The organism is Myxococcaceae bacterium JPH2, assembly GCA_016458225.1.
Classification (GTDB): Bacteria; Myxococcota; Myxococcia; order Myxococcales; family Myxococcaceae; genus Citreicoccus.
The window spans coordinates 85838-101739 of record JAEMGR010000043.1 but is presented as its reverse complement, the minus strand read 5'-3'; the positions used below and the strand labels follow the sequence as shown (position 1 = coordinate 101739).

Here is a 15902-nt window from a genome sequence, read left to right as displayed (position 1 = left end):
AGTCGAGCTGTGTTTCGAGCGCGTCACCCTGCAGCCATTGACGCTGCCACGCGGTGTAGTCCGTGTACTGCATGGGAATCGGCGCGAGCGTGGGGGCGGTGCCGGAGGCGAAGGCTTGATACAGCTCAGCCAGCTCCCGCACGAGCACGCCCATGGACCAGCCATCCGAGACAATGTGATGGACAGTCACGAGCAACAGGTGCTCGTCGTTCGTGAGGCAGAAGCGCACCACGCGCAGCAAGGGGCCTCGCTCCAGGTCGAACGGGGTGCGGACCGCTTCCTGGATGCGCCGCTGCGCCTCGGGCTCGCGCTCGGCGTCTGGCAGGGCTCGGAGATCAATCTCCGGCAGCTCCAAGTCCAGGCTGGGGGCGACGTGCTGGAAGGGACGCCCGTCCTGCTCGACGAACGTGGTGCGCAGGGCGTCGTGGCGCGCGATGACTTCCTGGAAGGCTCGGGCGAGCGCATCGGGGACGAGCGGGCCGGTGATTCGAACCGAGACCGCCATGTGCAACGCGGTGTTTCCGGGCGTCAGCCGCTCCTGGAACCACATGCGTTCCTGGGCCGAAGAAGCAGGCACGCGTGAGGACAGACGGGTCTTCTCACGCAGCAGTTCAGCCAACCGCGCACGCATCGAATCGGAACGGGATGCCATGTCTGCACCAACTCCTTCGTGCCGCGCCGAAAGACGAAGTGCATGCCGTGAACCGGCATCTCCAAGAATTGCGCGGCAACGCAACCTGTGTTCAGTTAAGTCCCGAGTTTGGGACTTGTCCAAAACGTGGGAATAGTCCTCCTGTAGCGGAATCTGTCTCGCCTCCCGGGTTCGTGCGGGACGACGACAGCGAGGGGTGCGCGTGGACGCCGCGGCGTTGGAGGAGTTCCTGCAGCGTGTTGGCAGGGAGGGGGAGCTGGAGTGGGCCCAGGGGCGGACGCTCGCCGAAGTCTGGCGAGAGAGCCCGTCTGGCTTCTTCTTGATTCAGCTCGCCGTGGAAGCAGGGATGGCCCGACGTCGTGTCATGCGGGCGCTGTTCGCGTGCGTGCGCCCGATGTTGAAGTACACCCTCGTGGAGGGGCCGTCGTATGAGCCGCTGGACACACCATGCATGTCGATCGCCTTGGATGTCGCCGAGGCGTGGGCTCAATGCATCCCGGGGGCCGAGTTCGACGCGGTCAAGGAGCTGGCGGTCCAGGCGAAAGATGCCGCGAACGTGGTGGATTGCATGCAGGGCTATGCCCAGACGCCCTATGCGCCTGGCGCGGTGAGCGCGGCGCTGGCGATCTCATATGCCATGGAAGCGGCATGCGAGGAGAGCGCGAGCGAGTGTCTCAACAAGGTCGGGTGGGCGCGCTTCTACTCAGGGAGCGCGACGGCCGCCCAGCATGGGTATTCAGAAGAGAGTCGCCGCGAGTTCGATGAGACCTGTGCTCGGGTCGTTCGGGAGCTCATCCGCGCCGAGGACGTCGCCACGGCGGCGGAGAACTCCCAGGGGTGACCTCGCCCTACCAGCCCTTCTTGTACGCAGCCCAACGCCAGGTGCTGATGGCGTCCAAGAGCGTGTAGACCTTTCTCATCACCCGGGGCTGTGTCCATGGCCGGCGATCACCCTCTGCGCCCGGCGAGCGTGTGCGCTCGCGAACAGCCCGAGTGGCGGACGGTATCGGAGGGAGAACGGCCGGGAAAGGACTCAGGTGGGGAGTGGGCACGACCGGCGACCCACTCCCCGAAGCTGCCCGAGCTACTTCACCTCGCGCGCCAGCGTGGAACTCCACGGGCACCAGTGGCCGCCCGGGAGGAACGCACCGCCGGCCTCATCCAGGTGATCCTCGACGTAGACCATGTCCGCGTCGCAGACCTCGATGGCCATCGAGAAGAACCGGATCGTCGCCGGGTCGAGGTGGAAGGAAAACTTCGGGTTGTAGGGCTGCGTCCGCTTGATGATGCGGCCGTGCACGTGGACCTCGTTCTTCTCCTCCCCGGAGAGGATCCGGCGCGCATGGTTGATGGTGTTCTCATCGTTCAACTCGATGATGAACTCCTGACCACGGGAGGAGGGCTGCGTGAAGGCGAAGCGAGCGGTTGCCATTGCGGGACTCCTTGGGTGGGGGAGCCCCTGTGTAGTGTTGGCCGGATGTCTGGTTCAATCCTCCGGGCGTGAGGGTGTCGGATAGCCTTCAGTGTCGTGTATTGGATTCATGCGTCGGAGCGCGACCCGGGTCCCTACACCATGGCCTTACTCAGGGGTGGCGAGTGCGTCGAGCTGCCGGAGAATCTTTGGCTTGGGCTGATTGCCCAGCAGCTCCGCGACCTTCTGCCCCTCGCGCATGAAGACGAGGCAGGGCAGCTTGGTGATTTCAAACGAGGTGGCCAGGGTCCGGTTCTGCTCGATGTTGATGCGGAGGATCCGCACCGTGTCTGGGTGCTCCTGGGCGATCTCCTCGAGGGTCGCGGCCAAGGGCGTGCAGGGGCCACACCAGTCCGCGTAGAAATCCAGGAGGACGGGTGTCTTGCTTTGCATCACGTCCGCCTGGAGTTCATTGCCGGTGACTTCCAGAATGAGGTTGGACATGGGCTGCTGATTACCTGTCCGCCTCGGTGCTCGCCAGCGGTGCTCCGAGCCCGCGCATGCGTGTGTTTCCCGCGCGACAGCGCCCGGTGCATTCAAGAGGTGCGCGAGCCGCGCCTGGGGTGCGAGGATGCGGACCTTCACCGCGGTCGAGAGGGAGAGGGTCGTTCACATGGTCAGGAGGACCGCCGTGCAATCAGTCCGAGCGCAGCCGCTGATTGCCGTCGAGGATGTGCGCCGCAGCAGCGAGTGGTACCAGGCCTTGCTTGGCTGCCGCAGCGGCCATGGCGGCGCCGCTTACGAGATGCTCATGTCGGGCGAGGAGATGATCCTCCAGATTCACGCCTGGGAGGCCGATGACCATGTGCACATGGGACGGGCCTCCTTGAAGTCTCGGGGCAACGGCGTGCTGCTCTGGTTCAAGGTCGAGGACTTCGACGCGGCGGTGACGCGCGCCACGGCGCTCAAGGCCACGGTCCTGGAGGCCCCGCACTTCAATCCCAACGCGGGGCATCGCGAGGTGTGGCTGCGGGACCTGGACGGCTACGGCGTGGTGGTGGCGGGCGAGTAGCGCCGCGCCTCAGGGCTGGCTCCCCTTCCACAATTCATACAGCCCCGCTTCGCCCTCGGGCCGGAGCGGGGTCAGCTTGAGCTTGCGCGCCTCCATGGGCCGGCCGAGCTCCTCGTAGACCGCGGCGGTAGACAGGCCGAACGGCGCACCCTCCTCGTTGGAGTAGCCGTAGTACGCCGCCGAGACGCCACACATCGTCATCGCGGCGAGGCACATGGGGCAGGGATGGCCACTCGCGTAGACGATGCAGCCGTCCAGTCGGGGGCTGCGCAGGATTTGACTGGCCCGCCGCAGCGCCAGCATTTCCGCGTGCGCGGTGGGGTCGTGCGTGGCGAGGATTTCGTTGGCCGCGGTGGCGATGACCTGTCCTTCGCGGACGAGCACGGCGCCGAAGGGGCGTCCCCCCTGACGGACGTTCTCTCGCGCCACCGTGAGCGCCTGTCGCATGAACTCGATTCCTCGGGGTTGAGCGACGCGCGTGAACGTCACCGACTCCGTGCTCGCGTCGCGCCCGCCCGTGGAGTTCGGAGCCCCCGGCGAGAAGTCCGTGTCGCCGAGTCGCGCGCGCGCCTGCATCGCCACGCTCAACGGCGCGTAGAGCGCGTGCGCGATGGGCTGCCGCACCGCGATGCGCTTGAGGGCGCCCTCCGCGCCATACGCGAGGGTGAGGCCCGCGCCGGGCGCCTCGCCGCCTCCCGGCGTGCCCCAGGCGGTGAGCTGGGCCGCGCCCGTGCGCGCCGCGAGCGAGAAGAGGGCATCGGCGAGGGCATCGGGAGTCTCGACGATGGGCGCGGGCTCGGGCGGGGCGTGGCCGGCCTGAGTCATCTGCTCGCACAGGCGCGCGAGCACCGCGGAGGGCGTCGTGGGCGGTGAGGTCGTCGTCATGGCGAGACGACGATGGCACGGCTCTTCGGTCGTGTGCCATGCGCCCCGCCGCGTCTGGGCTCCGAGCTGTCAGTGCCTGACAGTGACGAGCGCCTCGGTCATGGCCTGGAGGTCGGCGTAGCGCGGATACTCGCCGCGGAGGATGGCCTCGGGAGACGACGACACGAGCGTCGCCCCCGAGCGACGCACCACGTCCTGGAGCCACCGCGCATAGCCCTCCTTGGGAGGCAGGTCGGGGTAGTGCGTGGTCAGTCGGAGCTGCGCCAATCCAAGCCGCACGGCCACCGGGCCCTGGGTTGCGTCTCCCCAATGCAGCACCAGGTCCGTCACGGGTTGCAGGCGCGGCACGGTCTGTCCGGCGACAGGCACGGGAACCAGCGCCGGTGAGACGCCAATGATGCGCGCATAGGGCAACTCGCGCTGCTCGCCCGACGTCAGGTGCATCCTCAGCCCCGTCTCCGAGGCGCCCACGATGCTGCCGCCCATCAAGCGCGGCGCTGGACGCGGGGGCGGAGCGTGGGGCTCCAGCACGCCGTCGAGGCTCAGCGCGCGTGGCCCGGCAGGACGCGCAGCGGGCAGGGGGCTCGGCTCGGGTTCATCGACCAGCGCGATGGGCCGCAGGCGCAGGTTCAGCTCGTCGGCGCGTTGAGACACGTCCCCCGGGACGCCTGTCATGCCCGCGAGCGTGTCCAGGTGCGCGCGTGCGAGATCGCGACGCCGAGACTCCATCGCCAGCTCCGCGCGTCGGAGCATCGCGCGCGCGCCCGTGGCGCCACCGGTCTGCGCCGCCACGCCCAGGAGCGCGTCCAGGTGCTGTCCCCCCAGGCCGCGCGCATCGAACAGTGTCGCCAGCCGCGAGGCCGTCAGGGGCCGCAGCGCGGTGGGCTCGAAGTCCGCGCCCAGCTGCTCCACGGCCACGAGCACCGCCTCCTGTTGATCCATCGTGAGCAGCTTGAGCAGCGTCCGATCCAGCCGCGCCCCCGCATCGGGGAGTCCCTCGCGGCGCTCGACCTGGAACATCAACAGCGAGGCCTCCGCGCTGTCGGGATAGGCCGCCAGCACGTCGGTCAGGGCCTTGCGCGCGCGAGCAAGCTGCCCCTCGCGCAGGGCCTGCTCGGCGGCATCGAGTCCCCGGTGGCGCACGTAGTTGCCCGTCTTCCGCGTCACCGCAGGGGTGAGGTAGCGATCCTCCAACCCCGAGAATCGCAGCGTCACGGCGGTGGCCAGTCCGAACGCGAAGCCTCCGACATGGGCCATGACGGCCACGCCGCTCGTGTTCCCCGTGACGAGGCTGTACACCTCCAGGCCCACCCACACCGCGCCCGCCATCCATGCGGGCATGTTGAAGGTGCCGCGGAAGGCGCGAATCATCATCCACACGAAGTAGCCCATGCGGATGCGCTTGGTGGCGAAGCGGAACGAGAACGCCCCCATGGCGCCCGCCACCGCACCCGACGCGCCGGCCATCATGGTGGTGGGCTCACCCGCGAGGAACACCTGCGCGAGGGCCGCGACGAGTCCGCTCACCAGGAAGAATGCGCCGAACACGGGCCGGTCCCAGACGTCCTCCAGCATCGGGCCCACGAGGTACAGGAAGAACATGTTGCCCAGCAGGTGCATCCACCCGAAGTGCAGGAACATGTGGAACAGCCAGCCCCACTGAAGCGCTCCGCGTTCAGGCACGAGCGACAGCCGGCGCAGGAGGGAGGCCTCGGTGGCCTGGACGTACTCGGTCGCCCAGGCGTCCATCTGGGACTGAAGCGCGGCGGAGGGCTCCCCGAGTTTCTGGACCGCCTCCGTGTGGAGGGACTCCATTCGGGCGCGCACGTCCGGGCGCAGGCGCTCGACGAGCACGGCGGGCGGCGCGAGGTTCGGGTGCTCTTGCCACGTGTCGAACATCTGCTCGAGCAGGGTATCGCTGCCGCCCATGGGCGACTCGGGGACGACCCACGTGATGAAGAAGAGGACGGCGCAGCACGCGACAATCCCGAGCGTCACCCAGGGGCGGCGATCCAGCTCCAGCTCTTCGACACCGAGGGGATGAACCAGGACCATAGGGTGCGGCAATATGCCATGGCCCCCCCGTGAGCGAGCCGCGCTAGAGGACGTCCACCCTCAAGGAGTTTCGCATGCGCTTCGCATCATTCCCCGGTCTTGCCCTCTCCCTGACTTTCCTCGGCGTCACGGGGTGTGGCGATGAGGCACCGACCCCGCCGGCGACTCGCTCGGTGACCATCCCCGTGGAGGCTCGCGTGGGCAGCGAGTCGTTCGCGTGTGGTCGCACCTATTCGAAGGTCGGGACGTCCGGGGCCAGCTACGAGCCCATGGACTTCCGTGTGTACGTCCACGACGTGCGGCTCGTGTCCGACAGCGGACAGGAAGTCCCCGTCACGCTGACGGAGGACGGGACGTGGCAGCGTGGCGGTGTGGCGCTGCTCGACTTCGCGAACAAGGATGGGCAGTGCGCCAACGGCACGGCGGGCATGAACGCCGTGCTGAAGGGCACCATCCCCGAGGGCACATACACCAGCCTGCGCTTCACGCTCGGCGTGCCTGAATCGCTGAACCACGGCGATGTCACCACCGCGTCCGCGCCCCTGGGGGACTCCAGCATGTACTGGAACTGGCGCATGGGTTACCTGTTCGCGCGGATTGAAGGCCGGACGGCGGGGGTGCCCACGGGCTACTTCATGCACCTGGGGAGTACGGACTGCGCGCCGCCCCCCGCGGGGCAGACCTCGGGCACGGCGGGCTGCGCCCATGACAACCGCGCCGAGGTCCGGCTGGAGCACTTCACGCCCGGGTCGAGCAAGGTGGTGATGGACCTGGCGGTGCTCTTCGCGGACTCGAACCTGGACATGAACGCCTCCGTGCCGAATACGGCCGAGGGCTGCATGTCGCAGCAGGAGGATCCGGACTGCGCGCCGGTGTTCGCGCGGCTGGGGCTCGCGTTCGGCGACCTGGCGGCCAATCCCGCGGGCCAGCGCTTCATCCGCGCCGAGTAGAGAAGGAACGTCTGCCCATGTCACGACGATGGTTGTGTTTGCTGCCCACGGCGGCGCTCCTGGGGGCGTGCGGCGAGTCCACGCCGCCCACGGTCCCTGAGCCCACGCCGGGATATGTCTGGAAGCTGCCCGCGGGCTTCCCCACGCCGAGCGTGCCCGCGGACAACCCGATGACCGACGCGAAGGTGGAGCTGGGGCGGCGCCTGTTCTACGACAAGCGCTTGTCCCTCAATGGCACCCAGGCCTGTGCCTCCTGCCATGAGCAGGCCCGTGCCTTCTCCGACGGACGCGTTCATGCGGTGGGGAGCACGGGACAGGTTCACCGCCGCAATGCCCAGGCGCTGGTCAACGTGGCTTATGCCACGAGCCTCACCTGGGCCAATCCCGCGCTCACCACGCTGGAGGCTCAGGCCCTGACGCCGCTGTTCGGCACGGAGCCCGTGGAGCTGGGCTTCGCGGACAAAGAGGAGGTGCTGCTCACGCGGCTGCGGGAGGACTCGCAACTGACGGCGCGCTTCGCCCAGGCGTTTCCGGACGAGGCGACGCCGGTGTCCCTGGCGACGGTGACGCGCGCGCTGGCGTCCTTCCAGCGCACGCTCATCTCCGGCACGTCGCCCTACGATCGCTACCTGCAGGGCGGCGCGGTGGACGCGCTGAGTGCGTCGGCCAAGCGGGGCCTGGAGCTGTTCCTTTCCGAGCGATTGGAGTGCGACCACTGTCACTCGGGCTTCAACTTCCAGGACGCCACGCGACACGAGGCCACGACGGAGCCCCTGCTGCCATTCCACAACACGGGGCTCTACAACGAGGACGGGACGGGGGCCTATCCCGCGACGGACCGGGGGCTCATCGAGCTGACGGGCCGTGCGGACGACATGGGCCGCTTCAAGGCACCCTCCCTGCGCAACGTGGCCGTCACCGCGCCGTACATGCACGACGGCAGCGTGGCGACGCTGTCCGATGCCTTGGACCACTACGCCGCGGGAGGGCGGGCCCGAAAGGACAACCAGGGCGCGCCCAATCGCTACCAGAGTGGCTTCGTGATGGGCTTCACGCTGACGGCGCAGGAGAAGGCAGACCTCCTCGCGTTCCTGGAGTCCCTCACGGACACGGCGTTCCTCACGGATCCGCGCTTCGCGGACCCCACCGCGTCGCCGTAGGCCGGGGGCGCTGGGCGCGGCCAGGGTTGTCATTGCGTCCGTCCGCGGAATGCCGTGGCAGCCAGCGATAGACAAGACGGCGATGAGGTCGGTCGCCGTCTTCTTCAGCCCGATACGTACGGCAGCGCCGTCGTTGAGGAAATCACCTCCGGCATGTCGATGGGGGTCGATGCCGCGGTGTCCCTGTGCCTGGATGCCTACTTTCCCCAGAAGGCGCTCATCCGCCTCTGCACCACGTTCACCCAGGAGTTCCCCGCGGTCGATCTCCGCATCAACACCCAGGTGCGGTCCGCCGTCTCCGCTCGTGTGCTCGACGGCTCGGCCACCCTTGGCGTCGCAACCCCAGCGGGGCTGGCACGGGGGCTCGAGGTGCAGACTCTGTCGCCCGTCGCCGCGGACCTGGCGCGTCGGGGACCTCTACACCAAGCATGAAATGCTGCGCGCGGGACTCGGCTGGGACAACCTGCCGGAGCACTTGATTCGCGAGGACCTGCGCAAGGGCACGCTGGTCGTCCTCCGAACGACGGCCTGGGGCAATCACGAAGACTCGCTCAGCCTCCTGGCCATCTACCGCAGCGACACCGTGTTCGGTCCGGCGCATCGCTGGCTGCTGAAGCAACTCGCCCAACTGTGCGCGAAAGAAGCACGCCTCCGATAGTAGACGCCCGAGGGCGACAGGGCCGCTACAGCCGGCTGCGCACCAGCAGCGAGAGCCCCATCGGCGCGACGAACGCCGCGAACCCCAAGTGGTGGACCCCAAAGGCTCCACCCAGGCACCCCAGCGCGAACGCCAGGATGATGAGCCCCAGTGAGCGATGCTTGCCAACGTTCTCCGGGGCGCCGGGGATCACCTTCTCCACGAACCACTGCGTGACGTTGCCGGTCATCACGGTCGTCATCGGTCCCAGCGCGGGAGCCACCCGGTGCATCGCGTTCTGCATCCCCATGGCGACGACCGCGAGGACCACGACGAACCAATGCGCCGTGTTCCCCGTGAAGGCCAGGGGGACAGCGGCCGCCGCGCCAAAGGCCGCGGCTTGGAGGAGCAGGAGCAACCGCGCGGACCGTTCCACCCGACGGTGCAGGTGCGTGGAGAGGAAGACGGCCAGGACGAAGATGGGAAAGGTCGCCAGCTTGAGCCACTCGTCGGCATTCGCATGGCGCGCGAGGTCCGCCGCGAGCACGACGAAGTTGCCGGTGACGTGCGCGCAGAAGATTCCTCTCGCGCCGACGAAGGTGACGGCGTCCGCGTAGCCGGCGATGAATGCCAGGGCGGTGGGAATCAGCAGCGGCGGAGGCGAGGAGGTCGGGGTCATCGAGAGGGGCGGTGCCGTCGGTCAGTAGGTGAAGGTCGTCCAGGTACCCAGGAAGTCAACGTCTTGTCCGGTGACTGCCCGCAGCGAGGGGCCGGCGACGACGTGCGCGGACTCGGCGTTGAACGTGAAGTGGCGGGTGACGCGATACCCGAGCGACACCGAGAGCTGCGCGCCGGTGTACCGCGAATCCGAAACCGCGGGCGACATGAGGACGCCCCCTGGCGGTGTGCAGACGGCGTCGTGGACCTGACATGCCCTGGGATTATCGGACCACCTGAAGCTTGAGAGGATGTCGCTCCGGTTACGACGGAGGCAGGCGGTGAAGAAGAGTCGGTTCAGCGAAGAGCAGATGGTCGCGATTCTGCGCGAGGCGGAGCGGGCCTCGGTGCTGGCGACCGTGAAGAAGCACGGAGTGAGTGAGCCCACGGTGTACGCGTGGCGCAAGCGCTTCGGCTGTTCGCGCCTCGCGCACTCGCATTGACGCGCTGCCCATGGTGGCCTTGAGTCACCCATGACGCAGCGACCGAGTTTTTGGGTAGGCACAGGGCCTTCCTGACCGCGTGGAACCCGGGCTCACGGCCTCGCGGCAAGGAAGAGAATCAGCGGGCGCAGGAGCGGCTGACGTCCCAGCTCGTCGCGGGCGGCTGAGTGGTGGCGCCCGCCATTGGTGAGGCAGGGCCTCTTCATCCCGGGTCGGCCCCGCGCGGAGGCGGAGCGCTTCGGTCGCGCGCACGGTCAGGTGGCCGTCCTGGTGGGGCGCCCGTGCCGCCATGAAGACGCGCCATCATCCACGAACCAGAGTAGGTTCCCCCCTCCCTGCTCGTTGGAGTCCCGCTGATGCCACAATCCACACCGCGCTCGTCACTTCCGGGATCGCGCCCCAGCGTCTTCCTGCTCGCCGGAGCGTTCGTCACCGGCATCTTCCTCTTCGTCCATGGCGGCTGCGGAGGTGACGAATGCCAGGACGCCGCCGACTGCCGTGAAAGCAAGGGACCGCCGACTTCGAACACGGAGTGGGTCTGCGAGGACAATCGCTGTGTGCATCATCCCGTCCAGATTCCGCCCCCGGATTCCGGCACGGACGCGGGGATGCCCGACTCGGGGACGCACGACTCGGGGACCCCCGACTCGGGGACGCACGACTCGGGGACCCCCGACGCGGGTCCCACCACGGTGAGCGTGCAGGTGTTGGCGTTCAATGACTTCCACGGGCAGCTCGAGGAGCCCGCGGGCCAGATTCTGGCGGGCGTGGCTCCCGACGGTGGGTCGGTGCGGGTGAACGCGGGCGGCGTGACGTACTTCGCCCGGCACATCGCGGCCCTGCGGGCCACCAATCCGAACACGGTGGTGGTGGCGGCGGGAGACCTCATCGGCGCTTCGCCGCTGCTGTCGGCGCTCTTCCACGACGAGCCCACGGTCGAGGCGATGAACCTGATTGGCCTGGACCTGGTCGCGGTGGGCAATCACGAGTTCGACGAGGGCAGCACGGAGTTGTTGCGCATGCAGTCGGGCGGCTGCCACCCGGTGGATGGCTGCCTGGACGGGGATGGCTTCGCGGGCGCGAAGTTCAAGTTCCTGGCGGCCAACGTGGCCACGGGCGTGGACCGCACGCTGTTCCCCCGCTACGACGTGCGCGAGTTCGAGGGCGTGAAGGTGGCCTTCATCGGCATGACGTTGGAGGACACGCCGGAAGCCGTCACGCCCACGGGCGTGGCGGGGCTCACCTTCAAGGACGAAGTGCAGACGGTGAACGCGCTGGTGCCGGAGCTGCGGCGGCAGGGCATCGAAGCCATCGTCGTAGTGGTGCACCAGGGCGGAATTCCGACCTATGGCTCGCTGGTGAACGATTGCAAGGGCGCGGGGTCGGACGGGCGCATCTCAGGTGCCATCGTGGGCATTGCCAAGGGCCTCGATGACGCGGTGGACGTCATCGTCAGCGGCCACACGCATCAGGCCTACAACTGCGTCATCGATGGCAAGGTCGTCACGAGCGCCTCGTCGATGGGGCAGCTCGTCACGGACATCGACCTGACGTTGAGCAAGGCGACGGGCGACGTCGTGGAGGCGCGCGCGAACAACGTCATCGTCACTCGCGACGTGCCGGAGGTCGGCGCGGTGAAGGATCTGGTGGCGAAGTACCAGGGGCTCGTCACGCCGATGGCCAACCGGGTCATCGGCTGGGTGTCTCAGACGCTCAGGACACAGTCGGACTCCGTGGGCCAGTCCACCCTGGTCTTCGTCATCGCGGACTCGCAGCTGGAGGCGACGAAGCCCGCGAACCTGGGTGGGGCGCAGGTGGCCTTCATGAACCCGGGCGGCGTGCGCGCGGACATCGCCCAGGGCGAGGTTACCTACGGCGAGGCCTTCACCACGCAGCCGTTCGGCAACACCCTGGTCACCCTGACGCTGACGGGCGCGCAAATCGATCAACTGCTGGAGCGGCAGTGGCGGCCGTCGGGAGCTACCCTCATGCTGCTTCCGTCGGCGGGCTTCACCTATGCGTTCAGCGCGTCGGCGCCCATCGGAAGCCGCGTCGACCCGGCGTCCATTCGGATCAACGGCCTGACGGTGGACCCGGCGGCGAACTACCGCGTCACCGTGAACAGCTACCTGGCGGCTGGGGGTGATGGCTTCCCGGTGCTCGCCGAGGGGACGAACCGGCTGGGTGGCGCCGTGGACAGCGACGCGCTGGAGGCATACCTGAAGGCACACAGCAGCCAGGCGAGCCCCTTGCCCGCCCCCGCGCTCAATCGCATCACCATGCTGCCCTAGAGTGGGAACGAGCTTGAGAATGCGCGGCGTTTCGAGCGCGTGAGTCACGATCGGAGGGGCTGCGCGGCCATCGCAGAGCGCAGCCGCTCGAGCGTGCGCTCCATCCGCGCGGGTGAGACAGTCTTGAGGAGGGAGTCGAGCGCATTCACCTCGAAGGCCCGCACGGCGTGCGGGGGCCTCGCGGTGACGAACACCACCGTGATCTCCCCAGCTCTTCGTCGAGGAGCTCGAAGCCGGAGGCGTCCGCTCAGTGGATGTCGAGGAACACCACGTCGGGATGCCGGGCACACAGCGCGCTGGCGGCGCCAGGTATCCCCAGCGTCTTGGACGTTCGGGCCTGTCGAGGAGGAGGAGACGTCGGCAGTTTAGCCCCCCTCGGTGGTAGCCCCACATCGCAGCCACTCGCGCGCACCTGCCTCGTGCGCGCCTCGCTCACTCGCCCTGATGTACGCATGACGCAGCGACCGGATTTTAGGAAGGCACAGCTTGACGGGACCAAGTCGCAGGACTAGTTATCGGTCGACCACTAACTGATGGAGTCGAGCGTGAGCGCAATCGAAGACGTCACCGGATGCCGCGCTGCAGCTCAGCGCACGGTCGCCGAGCACCTGCGTCTTACGGCTGAAGGACGCACCGAGGAATGGGTGGGCCTGTTTGCCCCGAATGCGGTCCTCGAGTTCCCGTTCGCTCCCGCCGGGGTGCCGACAAGGGTAACGGGGCGCGACGCACTGCTCGCGCACATGAGCAACTTTCCCAAGATCTTCGACGTGCAGTTCGTCGACTTGGTCTTCCACGACACGGTTGATCCCCGTCTCGTGGTTGCCGAGTTCCGCTCGACGGGCACAGCGCGTACGACCGGCAAGCCATACGAGCAGAAGTGCATCTCGGTGGTCCGAACCGATGAGGACGCGCGGATCACCCACTACCTCGACTACTGGAACCCGCTCGTGGCCATCGAAGCGCTCACCCCCACCAACGTTGCGTCCGGTCCTGGCCTTGGCGTGACTTTCGGCGACTGATGGAACTCGTTGGTGAATGCTTACGTGGCACGTATGAAGAGCACTGAGCGACGTCAGGCCGTCGTGGCCGCTGCGATTGGCTGCTTCGCGCAGAAGGGCTTCTACGGAACGACGACCCACGAGATTGCCGAGTTGGTTGGCATCTCTCAGCCGTATCTCTATCGCTTGTACTCAAATAAAGAGGCGCTCTTCGCGGCAGCGGTTGACCATGTCTCCGTTGTGATGGCCGACACCTTGGTCTCGCACTCGCGAGACATGAGGAATGGCAGGGTTGCGTTCGACAATGTGCGCAGGGCTTACGCCACTCTCGTCGCAGATCGGACAATCCTGCGCTTCCTCATGCAGGCCAACTGTGCGGTGGGTGAGCCGCTTGTGGGTGAAGCTGTGCGCCGATGTTACGCAAAGCAGGTTGATATCGTTCGGCGGATGCTTGGCAATGACGACGCCGCCGTGCGACGCTGGTTCGGTGCCGGAATGCTTGACAATGTAGTCGCTGTGCTGGGCCTCGCCGACATCGACGAGCCGTGGGCCCGTATCCTCTCTGCTCGCGAGGGTGGCCTCCCGGGATCGTGAGCACCGCACGCGAGCAGCCGCTTGGGGGGGCGGCTCAAAGGGGGCAGCGCGAGCCCGCAGGCCACATGGCGGGCGTGAGGCACCGCGTCACTCGGAGTGCGTCCACACGGCGCCGTCGAACGAGGCCACGTCGTCGCGGCCAATGGACCACAGGATGTTCTCCGCCGTGGCCAGCCCATAGCACGAGGGCGTTCCCGCCGCGCCGAAGTCCACCTTGACGAGCCTGTTGCCATCCAGCGAATACCGCGCGGACAGGGTGGCGACGTAGAGTTTGTCGCGGAACCAGCACAGCTCCCACAAGTCACTCGTCACTTCTTCGGCCCAGGGAACCACGGCGAAGGAGGTCCCGCGCCCCTTGAGCAACGCGCCCTGCCGCCTCGCCACATAGACGGTGCCGTCCGGCGCGCAGCAGACGGCGCTGAGGATGCCGCCCGTGGGGCTCTCGCAAGGCGACCAGCTCTTCCCGTGGTAGCACCACACTGCTCCGCCCCAGCCCGCAGCGTAGAGGTCGTTTTCGGAGGAGCCATCGATAGCCTCGAAGCCGGCCGCCTCCGTGGCCGCCGCGAGCGGCGCATGCGTCGCCACCCAGTTCGCATCGCCGACGCGCTTGTAGACCTGCCGCTTCATCCCGCAAGGATAGACCCACCCCGCGATTTCGCGCGCATTGCGAATCATCACGGGCGCGGGCTTCAGCGCCTCCTTCTTGCTCTCCCCGCTGGCAAAGGTGACGACCTCGCCGTCCTCCCCAATGACAACCCTCTTCTCCGTTGGCCGCCGGGCCACCGCGATGGCCGTCGAGTTCCAGGTCGTGTCCACAGCGTCAGCCCAATCCCCCCGTCGATGGCCACTGCACTGGTATGCGGAATCTCGTCTTTGAACAGCGTCTTGCCCTTGCTGATGACATAGACGAGGTCATGAAGCCGTGCTGCACCTCGGACGAGCTCTCGTGTTGCTATTAAGCGAGCAGATGGGGAGGCTGTCGCGGGAACGGCATTTGCTTGGATAACTCACATTTCAGAGCTATGCTAAGGCTTGGGGCAGGCTCACGCCGGTGTGGGCCTGCCCGTTGCCGTGGCGGGACAAGCGGCGAATTGCCGCTCCGCTTCCGTCGCCTTGACCCAACACGGGTGCCTCCGATGCGGCGCCCGCCCCAGGAGGCCCCAATGAGCACACGGACGACCCTATCGATTGTCATGTTGGCTATGCTGGCAATGCTCTCGCGCCCGAGTCTCGCTGCTCCGCCCAACCAGATCACCGTGTGCACGGATCAAGGCTTGCCGCCGAACGGATTTCCGAGCTGCGTATGGGCGATCCCCGCGACGGGCGGAGAGGTACTGCTCGACACGGTGGGCAGCACCAGTGAGACGGAGGTCCGACAGGCAATCGCCGAGAGGCGCGCGCCGAAGCTCGCGCCGCACTCGGTGACCCATGCGGAAAGCGCGCTCGCGGTCGACGCCGTGCAGCGCTCGACATTCGAGTTCACCGGCGTGCTCGACGACAATCTGCCGGGCTACGCGCCGCCGGGCGGCACCGAGCCGGTGACGGTGATGGTCGGCCAGTTCGAGACCGATGTCGGGGGAATCCACATCACGATCTTCGTGCACAACAACGGCGGCGTCACGATCGTGTACGAGTTCGCCAACGGCGGTGGTCTCATCTACGACAGCGAGCACGGTTGGTTCACCCTGATGTGACCCGCTCGTCTAGGGGTCCTCCCTGACTAATGCAGCCACAGAGCCATGGCCGCGACGTGGAGGACGGCGAGGTTGCAGGTCGCCGTCTTTTCGTAGCGGGTGGCGACGGCGCGGCATCGCTTGAGGTCGTGGAAGCAGTACTCCACCCGGTAGCGCAATCGGTAGCGCGCTCGGTCCAACTTCAGCGAGTGCTTTCGGCTCGGGTGCGGGTGAATGACTGGCTTCATCCCGAGCTTGCGAACGCTGGCGCGAATGAAGTCGGCGTCATGGGCCGTATCCGCGATGAAGGCGTCTCCCTCGGTATGCACCAGGAGTTCCTCGGCCATGGTGGACTCGTGCTGCT

At 67.5% G+C, this 15902-nt stretch carries 19 protein-coding genes and 2 pseudogenes; 12 read left to right on the top strand and 9 right to left on the bottom strand.

The genetic code is table 11. The features are described from left to right. The coding region (locus JGU66_34785) for a non-ribosomal peptide synthetase (protein MBJ6765949.1) at positions 1–652 on the bottom strand (652 nt) is incomplete at its 3' end. Between the two features lie 202 nt (positions 653–854). On the opposite strand from JGU66_34785, the gene JGU66_34780 reads away from it, so the two are divergent. After that, complete coding sequence (locus JGU66_34780; GenBank protein ID MBJ6765948.1) at positions 855–1493, top strand: hypothetical protein; 639 nt, start codon at positions 855–857, stop codon at positions 1491–1493. 243 nt (positions 1494–1736) lie between these two features. Here JGU66_34780 and JGU66_34775 read toward each other — a convergent pair whose 3' ends face one another. Beyond that, positions 1737–2084 (bottom strand): calmodulin, encoded by a 348-nt coding sequence (locus JGU66_34775; GenBank protein ID MBJ6765947.1) that lies wholly within the window; start codon positions 2082–2084, stop codon positions 1737–1739. Positions 2085–2231: 147 nt separating this feature from the next. After that, positions 2232–2567: a thioredoxin fold domain-containing protein gene (locus JGU66_34770; protein MBJ6765946.1), complete on the bottom strand. Its 336-nt coding sequence runs from the start codon at positions 2565–2567 to the stop codon at positions 2232–2234. Positions 2568–2736: 169 nt separating this feature from the next. On the opposite strand from JGU66_34770, the gene JGU66_34765 reads away from it, so the two are divergent. Beyond that, a complete protein-coding gene (locus tag JGU66_34765) occupies positions 2737–3135 on the top strand; it encodes a VOC family protein (GenBank protein MBJ6765945.1) in 399 nt (132 codons plus the stop codon). A 9-nt stretch (positions 3136–3144) separates the two neighbouring features. Here JGU66_34765 and JGU66_34760 read toward each other — a convergent pair whose 3' ends face one another. Together JGU66_34760 and JGU66_34755 are read right to left on the bottom strand one after the other, a co-directional pair. After that, a complete protein-coding gene (locus JGU66_34760; GenBank protein ID MBJ6765944.1) occupies positions 3145–3582 on the bottom strand; it encodes a nucleoside deaminase in 438 nt (145 codons plus the stop codon). Positions 3583–4089: 507 nt separating this feature from the next. Continuing rightward, positions 4090–6075 (bottom strand): rhomboid family intramembrane serine protease, encoded by a 1986-nt coding sequence (locus tag JGU66_34755; GenBank protein MBJ6765943.1) that lies wholly within the window; start codon positions 6073–6075, stop codon positions 4090–4092. Between the two features lie 74 nt (positions 6076–6149). Between JGU66_34755 and JGU66_34750 the strand changes: the two genes are divergently transcribed. From JGU66_34750 to JGU66_34735, 4 genes are all read left to right on the top strand, one after another. Continuing rightward, positions 6150–7025, top strand: a complete 876-nt coding sequence (locus JGU66_34750) for a metallo-mystery pair system four-Cys motif protein (protein ID MBJ6765942.1) — start codon at positions 6150–6152, stop codon at positions 7023–7025. A 17-nt stretch (positions 7026–7042) separates the two neighbouring features. Further along, positions 7043–8185, top strand: coding sequence for a di-heme enzyme (locus JGU66_34745; protein ID MBJ6765941.1), 1143 nt, complete (start codon positions 7043–7045; stop codon positions 8183–8185). Between the two features lie 153 nt (positions 8186–8338). After that, a complete protein-coding gene (locus JGU66_34740; GenBank protein ID MBJ6765940.1) occupies positions 8339–8617 on the top strand; it encodes a hypothetical protein in 279 nt (92 codons plus the stop codon). Then, a complete protein-coding gene (locus tag JGU66_34735) occupies positions 8514–8843 on the top strand; it encodes a LysR family transcriptional regulator (protein ID MBJ6765939.1) in 330 nt (109 codons plus the stop codon). The genes JGU66_34740 and JGU66_34735 overlap by 104 nt, the downstream gene beginning before the upstream one ends. A 25-nt stretch (positions 8844–8868) precedes the next feature. On the opposite strand, the gene JGU66_34730 is transcribed toward JGU66_34735, so the two are convergent. Both JGU66_34730 and JGU66_34725 read right to left on the bottom strand, forming a co-directional pair. Next, on the bottom strand, positions 8869–9501 hold the full coding sequence (locus tag JGU66_34730) for a DUF1275 domain-containing protein (protein ID MBJ6765938.1): 633 nt from the start codon (positions 9499–9501) through the stop codon (positions 8869–8871). 21 nt (positions 9502–9522) lie between these two features. Beyond that, on the bottom strand, positions 9523–9708 hold the full coding sequence (locus JGU66_34725; GenBank protein MBJ6765937.1) for a hypothetical protein: 186 nt from the start codon (positions 9706–9708) through the stop codon (positions 9523–9525). Between the two features lie 112 nt (positions 9709–9820). Between JGU66_34725 and JGU66_34720 the strand changes: the two genes are divergently transcribed. From JGU66_34720 to JGU66_34700, 5 genes and pseudogenes are all read left to right on the top strand, one after another. Next, positions 9821–9982 carry a transposase gene (locus tag JGU66_34720; protein MBJ6765936.1) on the top strand — a complete coding sequence of 54 codons (162 nt, stop codon included), beginning with the start codon at positions 9821–9823 and terminating at the stop codon, positions 9980–9982. A 50-nt stretch (positions 9983–10032) separates the two neighbouring features. After that, positions 10033–10339 (top strand): annotated as a pseudogene (locus JGU66_34715) (DUF3293 domain-containing protein). Further along, positions 10339–12273 (top strand): bifunctional metallophosphatase/5'-nucleotidase, encoded by a 1935-nt coding sequence (locus tag JGU66_34710; GenBank protein ID MBJ6765935.1) that lies wholly within the window; start codon positions 10339–10341, stop codon positions 12271–12273. Before JGU66_34715 ends, JGU66_34710 begins: the two are co-directional and overlap by 1 nt. A 545-nt stretch (positions 12274–12818) precedes the next feature. Beyond that, entirely contained in the window at positions 12819–13292 is a 474-nt protein-coding gene (locus JGU66_34705; GenBank protein MBJ6765934.1) for a nuclear transport factor 2 family protein, read from the top strand. A 33-nt stretch (positions 13293–13325) separates the two neighbouring features. Continuing rightward, positions 13326–13865: a TetR/AcrR family transcriptional regulator gene (locus JGU66_34700; GenBank protein MBJ6765933.1), complete on the top strand. Its 540-nt coding sequence runs from the start codon at positions 13326–13328 to the stop codon at positions 13863–13865. An 87-nt stretch (positions 13866–13952) separates the two neighbouring features. Here JGU66_34700 and JGU66_34695 read toward each other — a convergent pair whose 3' ends face one another. Then, complete coding sequence (locus tag JGU66_34695) at positions 13953–14681, bottom strand: hypothetical protein (GenBank protein ID MBJ6765932.1); 729 nt, start codon at positions 14679–14681, stop codon at positions 13953–13955. 494 nt (positions 14682–15175) lie between these two features. On the opposite strand from JGU66_34695, the pseudogene JGU66_34690 reads away from it, so the two are divergent. Then, positions 15176–15554, top strand: a pseudogene (locus tag JGU66_34690) (hypothetical protein). A 31-nt stretch (positions 15555–15585) separates the two neighbouring features. Here JGU66_34690 and JGU66_34685 read toward each other — a convergent pair. Continuing rightward, on the bottom strand, positions 15586–15885 hold the full coding sequence (locus tag JGU66_34685) for a transposase (GenBank protein ID MBJ6765931.1): 300 nt from the start codon (positions 15883–15885) through the stop codon (positions 15586–15588). Positions 15886–15902 lie beyond the last annotated feature (17 nt).

Coding starts and splice junctions, on each gene's coding strand:
- JGU66_34775 (MBJ6765947.1), bottom strand. CDS start 2,084: ATGGCAACCGCTCGCTTCGCCTTCACGCAGCCCTCCTCCCGTGGTCAG.
- JGU66_34770 (MBJ6765946.1), bottom strand. CDS start 2,567: ATGTCCAACCTCATTCTGGAAGTCACCGGCAATGAACTCCAGGCGGAC.
- JGU66_34765 (MBJ6765945.1), top strand. CDS start 2,737: ATGGTCAGGAGGACCGCCGTGCAATCAGTCCGAGCGCAGCCGCTGATT.
- JGU66_34760 (MBJ6765944.1), bottom strand. CDS start 3,582: ATGCGACAGGCGCTCACGGTGGCGCGAGAGAACGTCCGTCAGGGGGGA.
- JGU66_34755 (MBJ6765943.1), bottom strand. CDS start 6,075: ATGGTCCTGGTTCATCCCCTCGGTGTCGAAGAGCTGGAGCTGGATCGC.
- JGU66_34750 (MBJ6765942.1), top strand. CDS start 6,150: ATGCGCTTCGCATCATTCCCCGGTCTTGCCCTCTCCCTGACTTTCCTC.
- JGU66_34745 (MBJ6765941.1), top strand. CDS start 7,043: ATGTCACGACGATGGTTGTGTTTGCTGCCCACGGCGGCGCTCCTGGGG.
- JGU66_34740 (MBJ6765940.1), top strand. CDS start 8,339: ATGTCGATGGGGGTCGATGCCGCGGTGTCCCTGTGCCTGGATGCCTAC.
- JGU66_34730 (MBJ6765938.1), bottom strand. CDS start 9,501: ATGACCCCGACCTCCTCGCCTCCGCCGCTGCTGATTCCCACCGCCCTG.
- JGU66_34725 (MBJ6765937.1), bottom strand. CDS start 9,708: ATGTCGCCCGCGGTTTCGGATTCGCGGTACACCGGCGCGCAGCTCTCG.
- JGU66_34710 (MBJ6765935.1), top strand. CDS start 10,339: ATGCCACAATCCACACCGCGCTCGTCACTTCCGGGATCGCGCCCCAGC.
- JGU66_34700 (MBJ6765933.1), top strand. CDS start 13,326: ATGAAGAGCACTGAGCGACGTCAGGCCGTCGTGGCCGCTGCGATTGGC.
- JGU66_34685 (MBJ6765931.1), bottom strand. CDS start 15,885: ATGGCCGAGGAACTCCTGGTGCATACCGAGGGAGACGCCTTCATCGCG.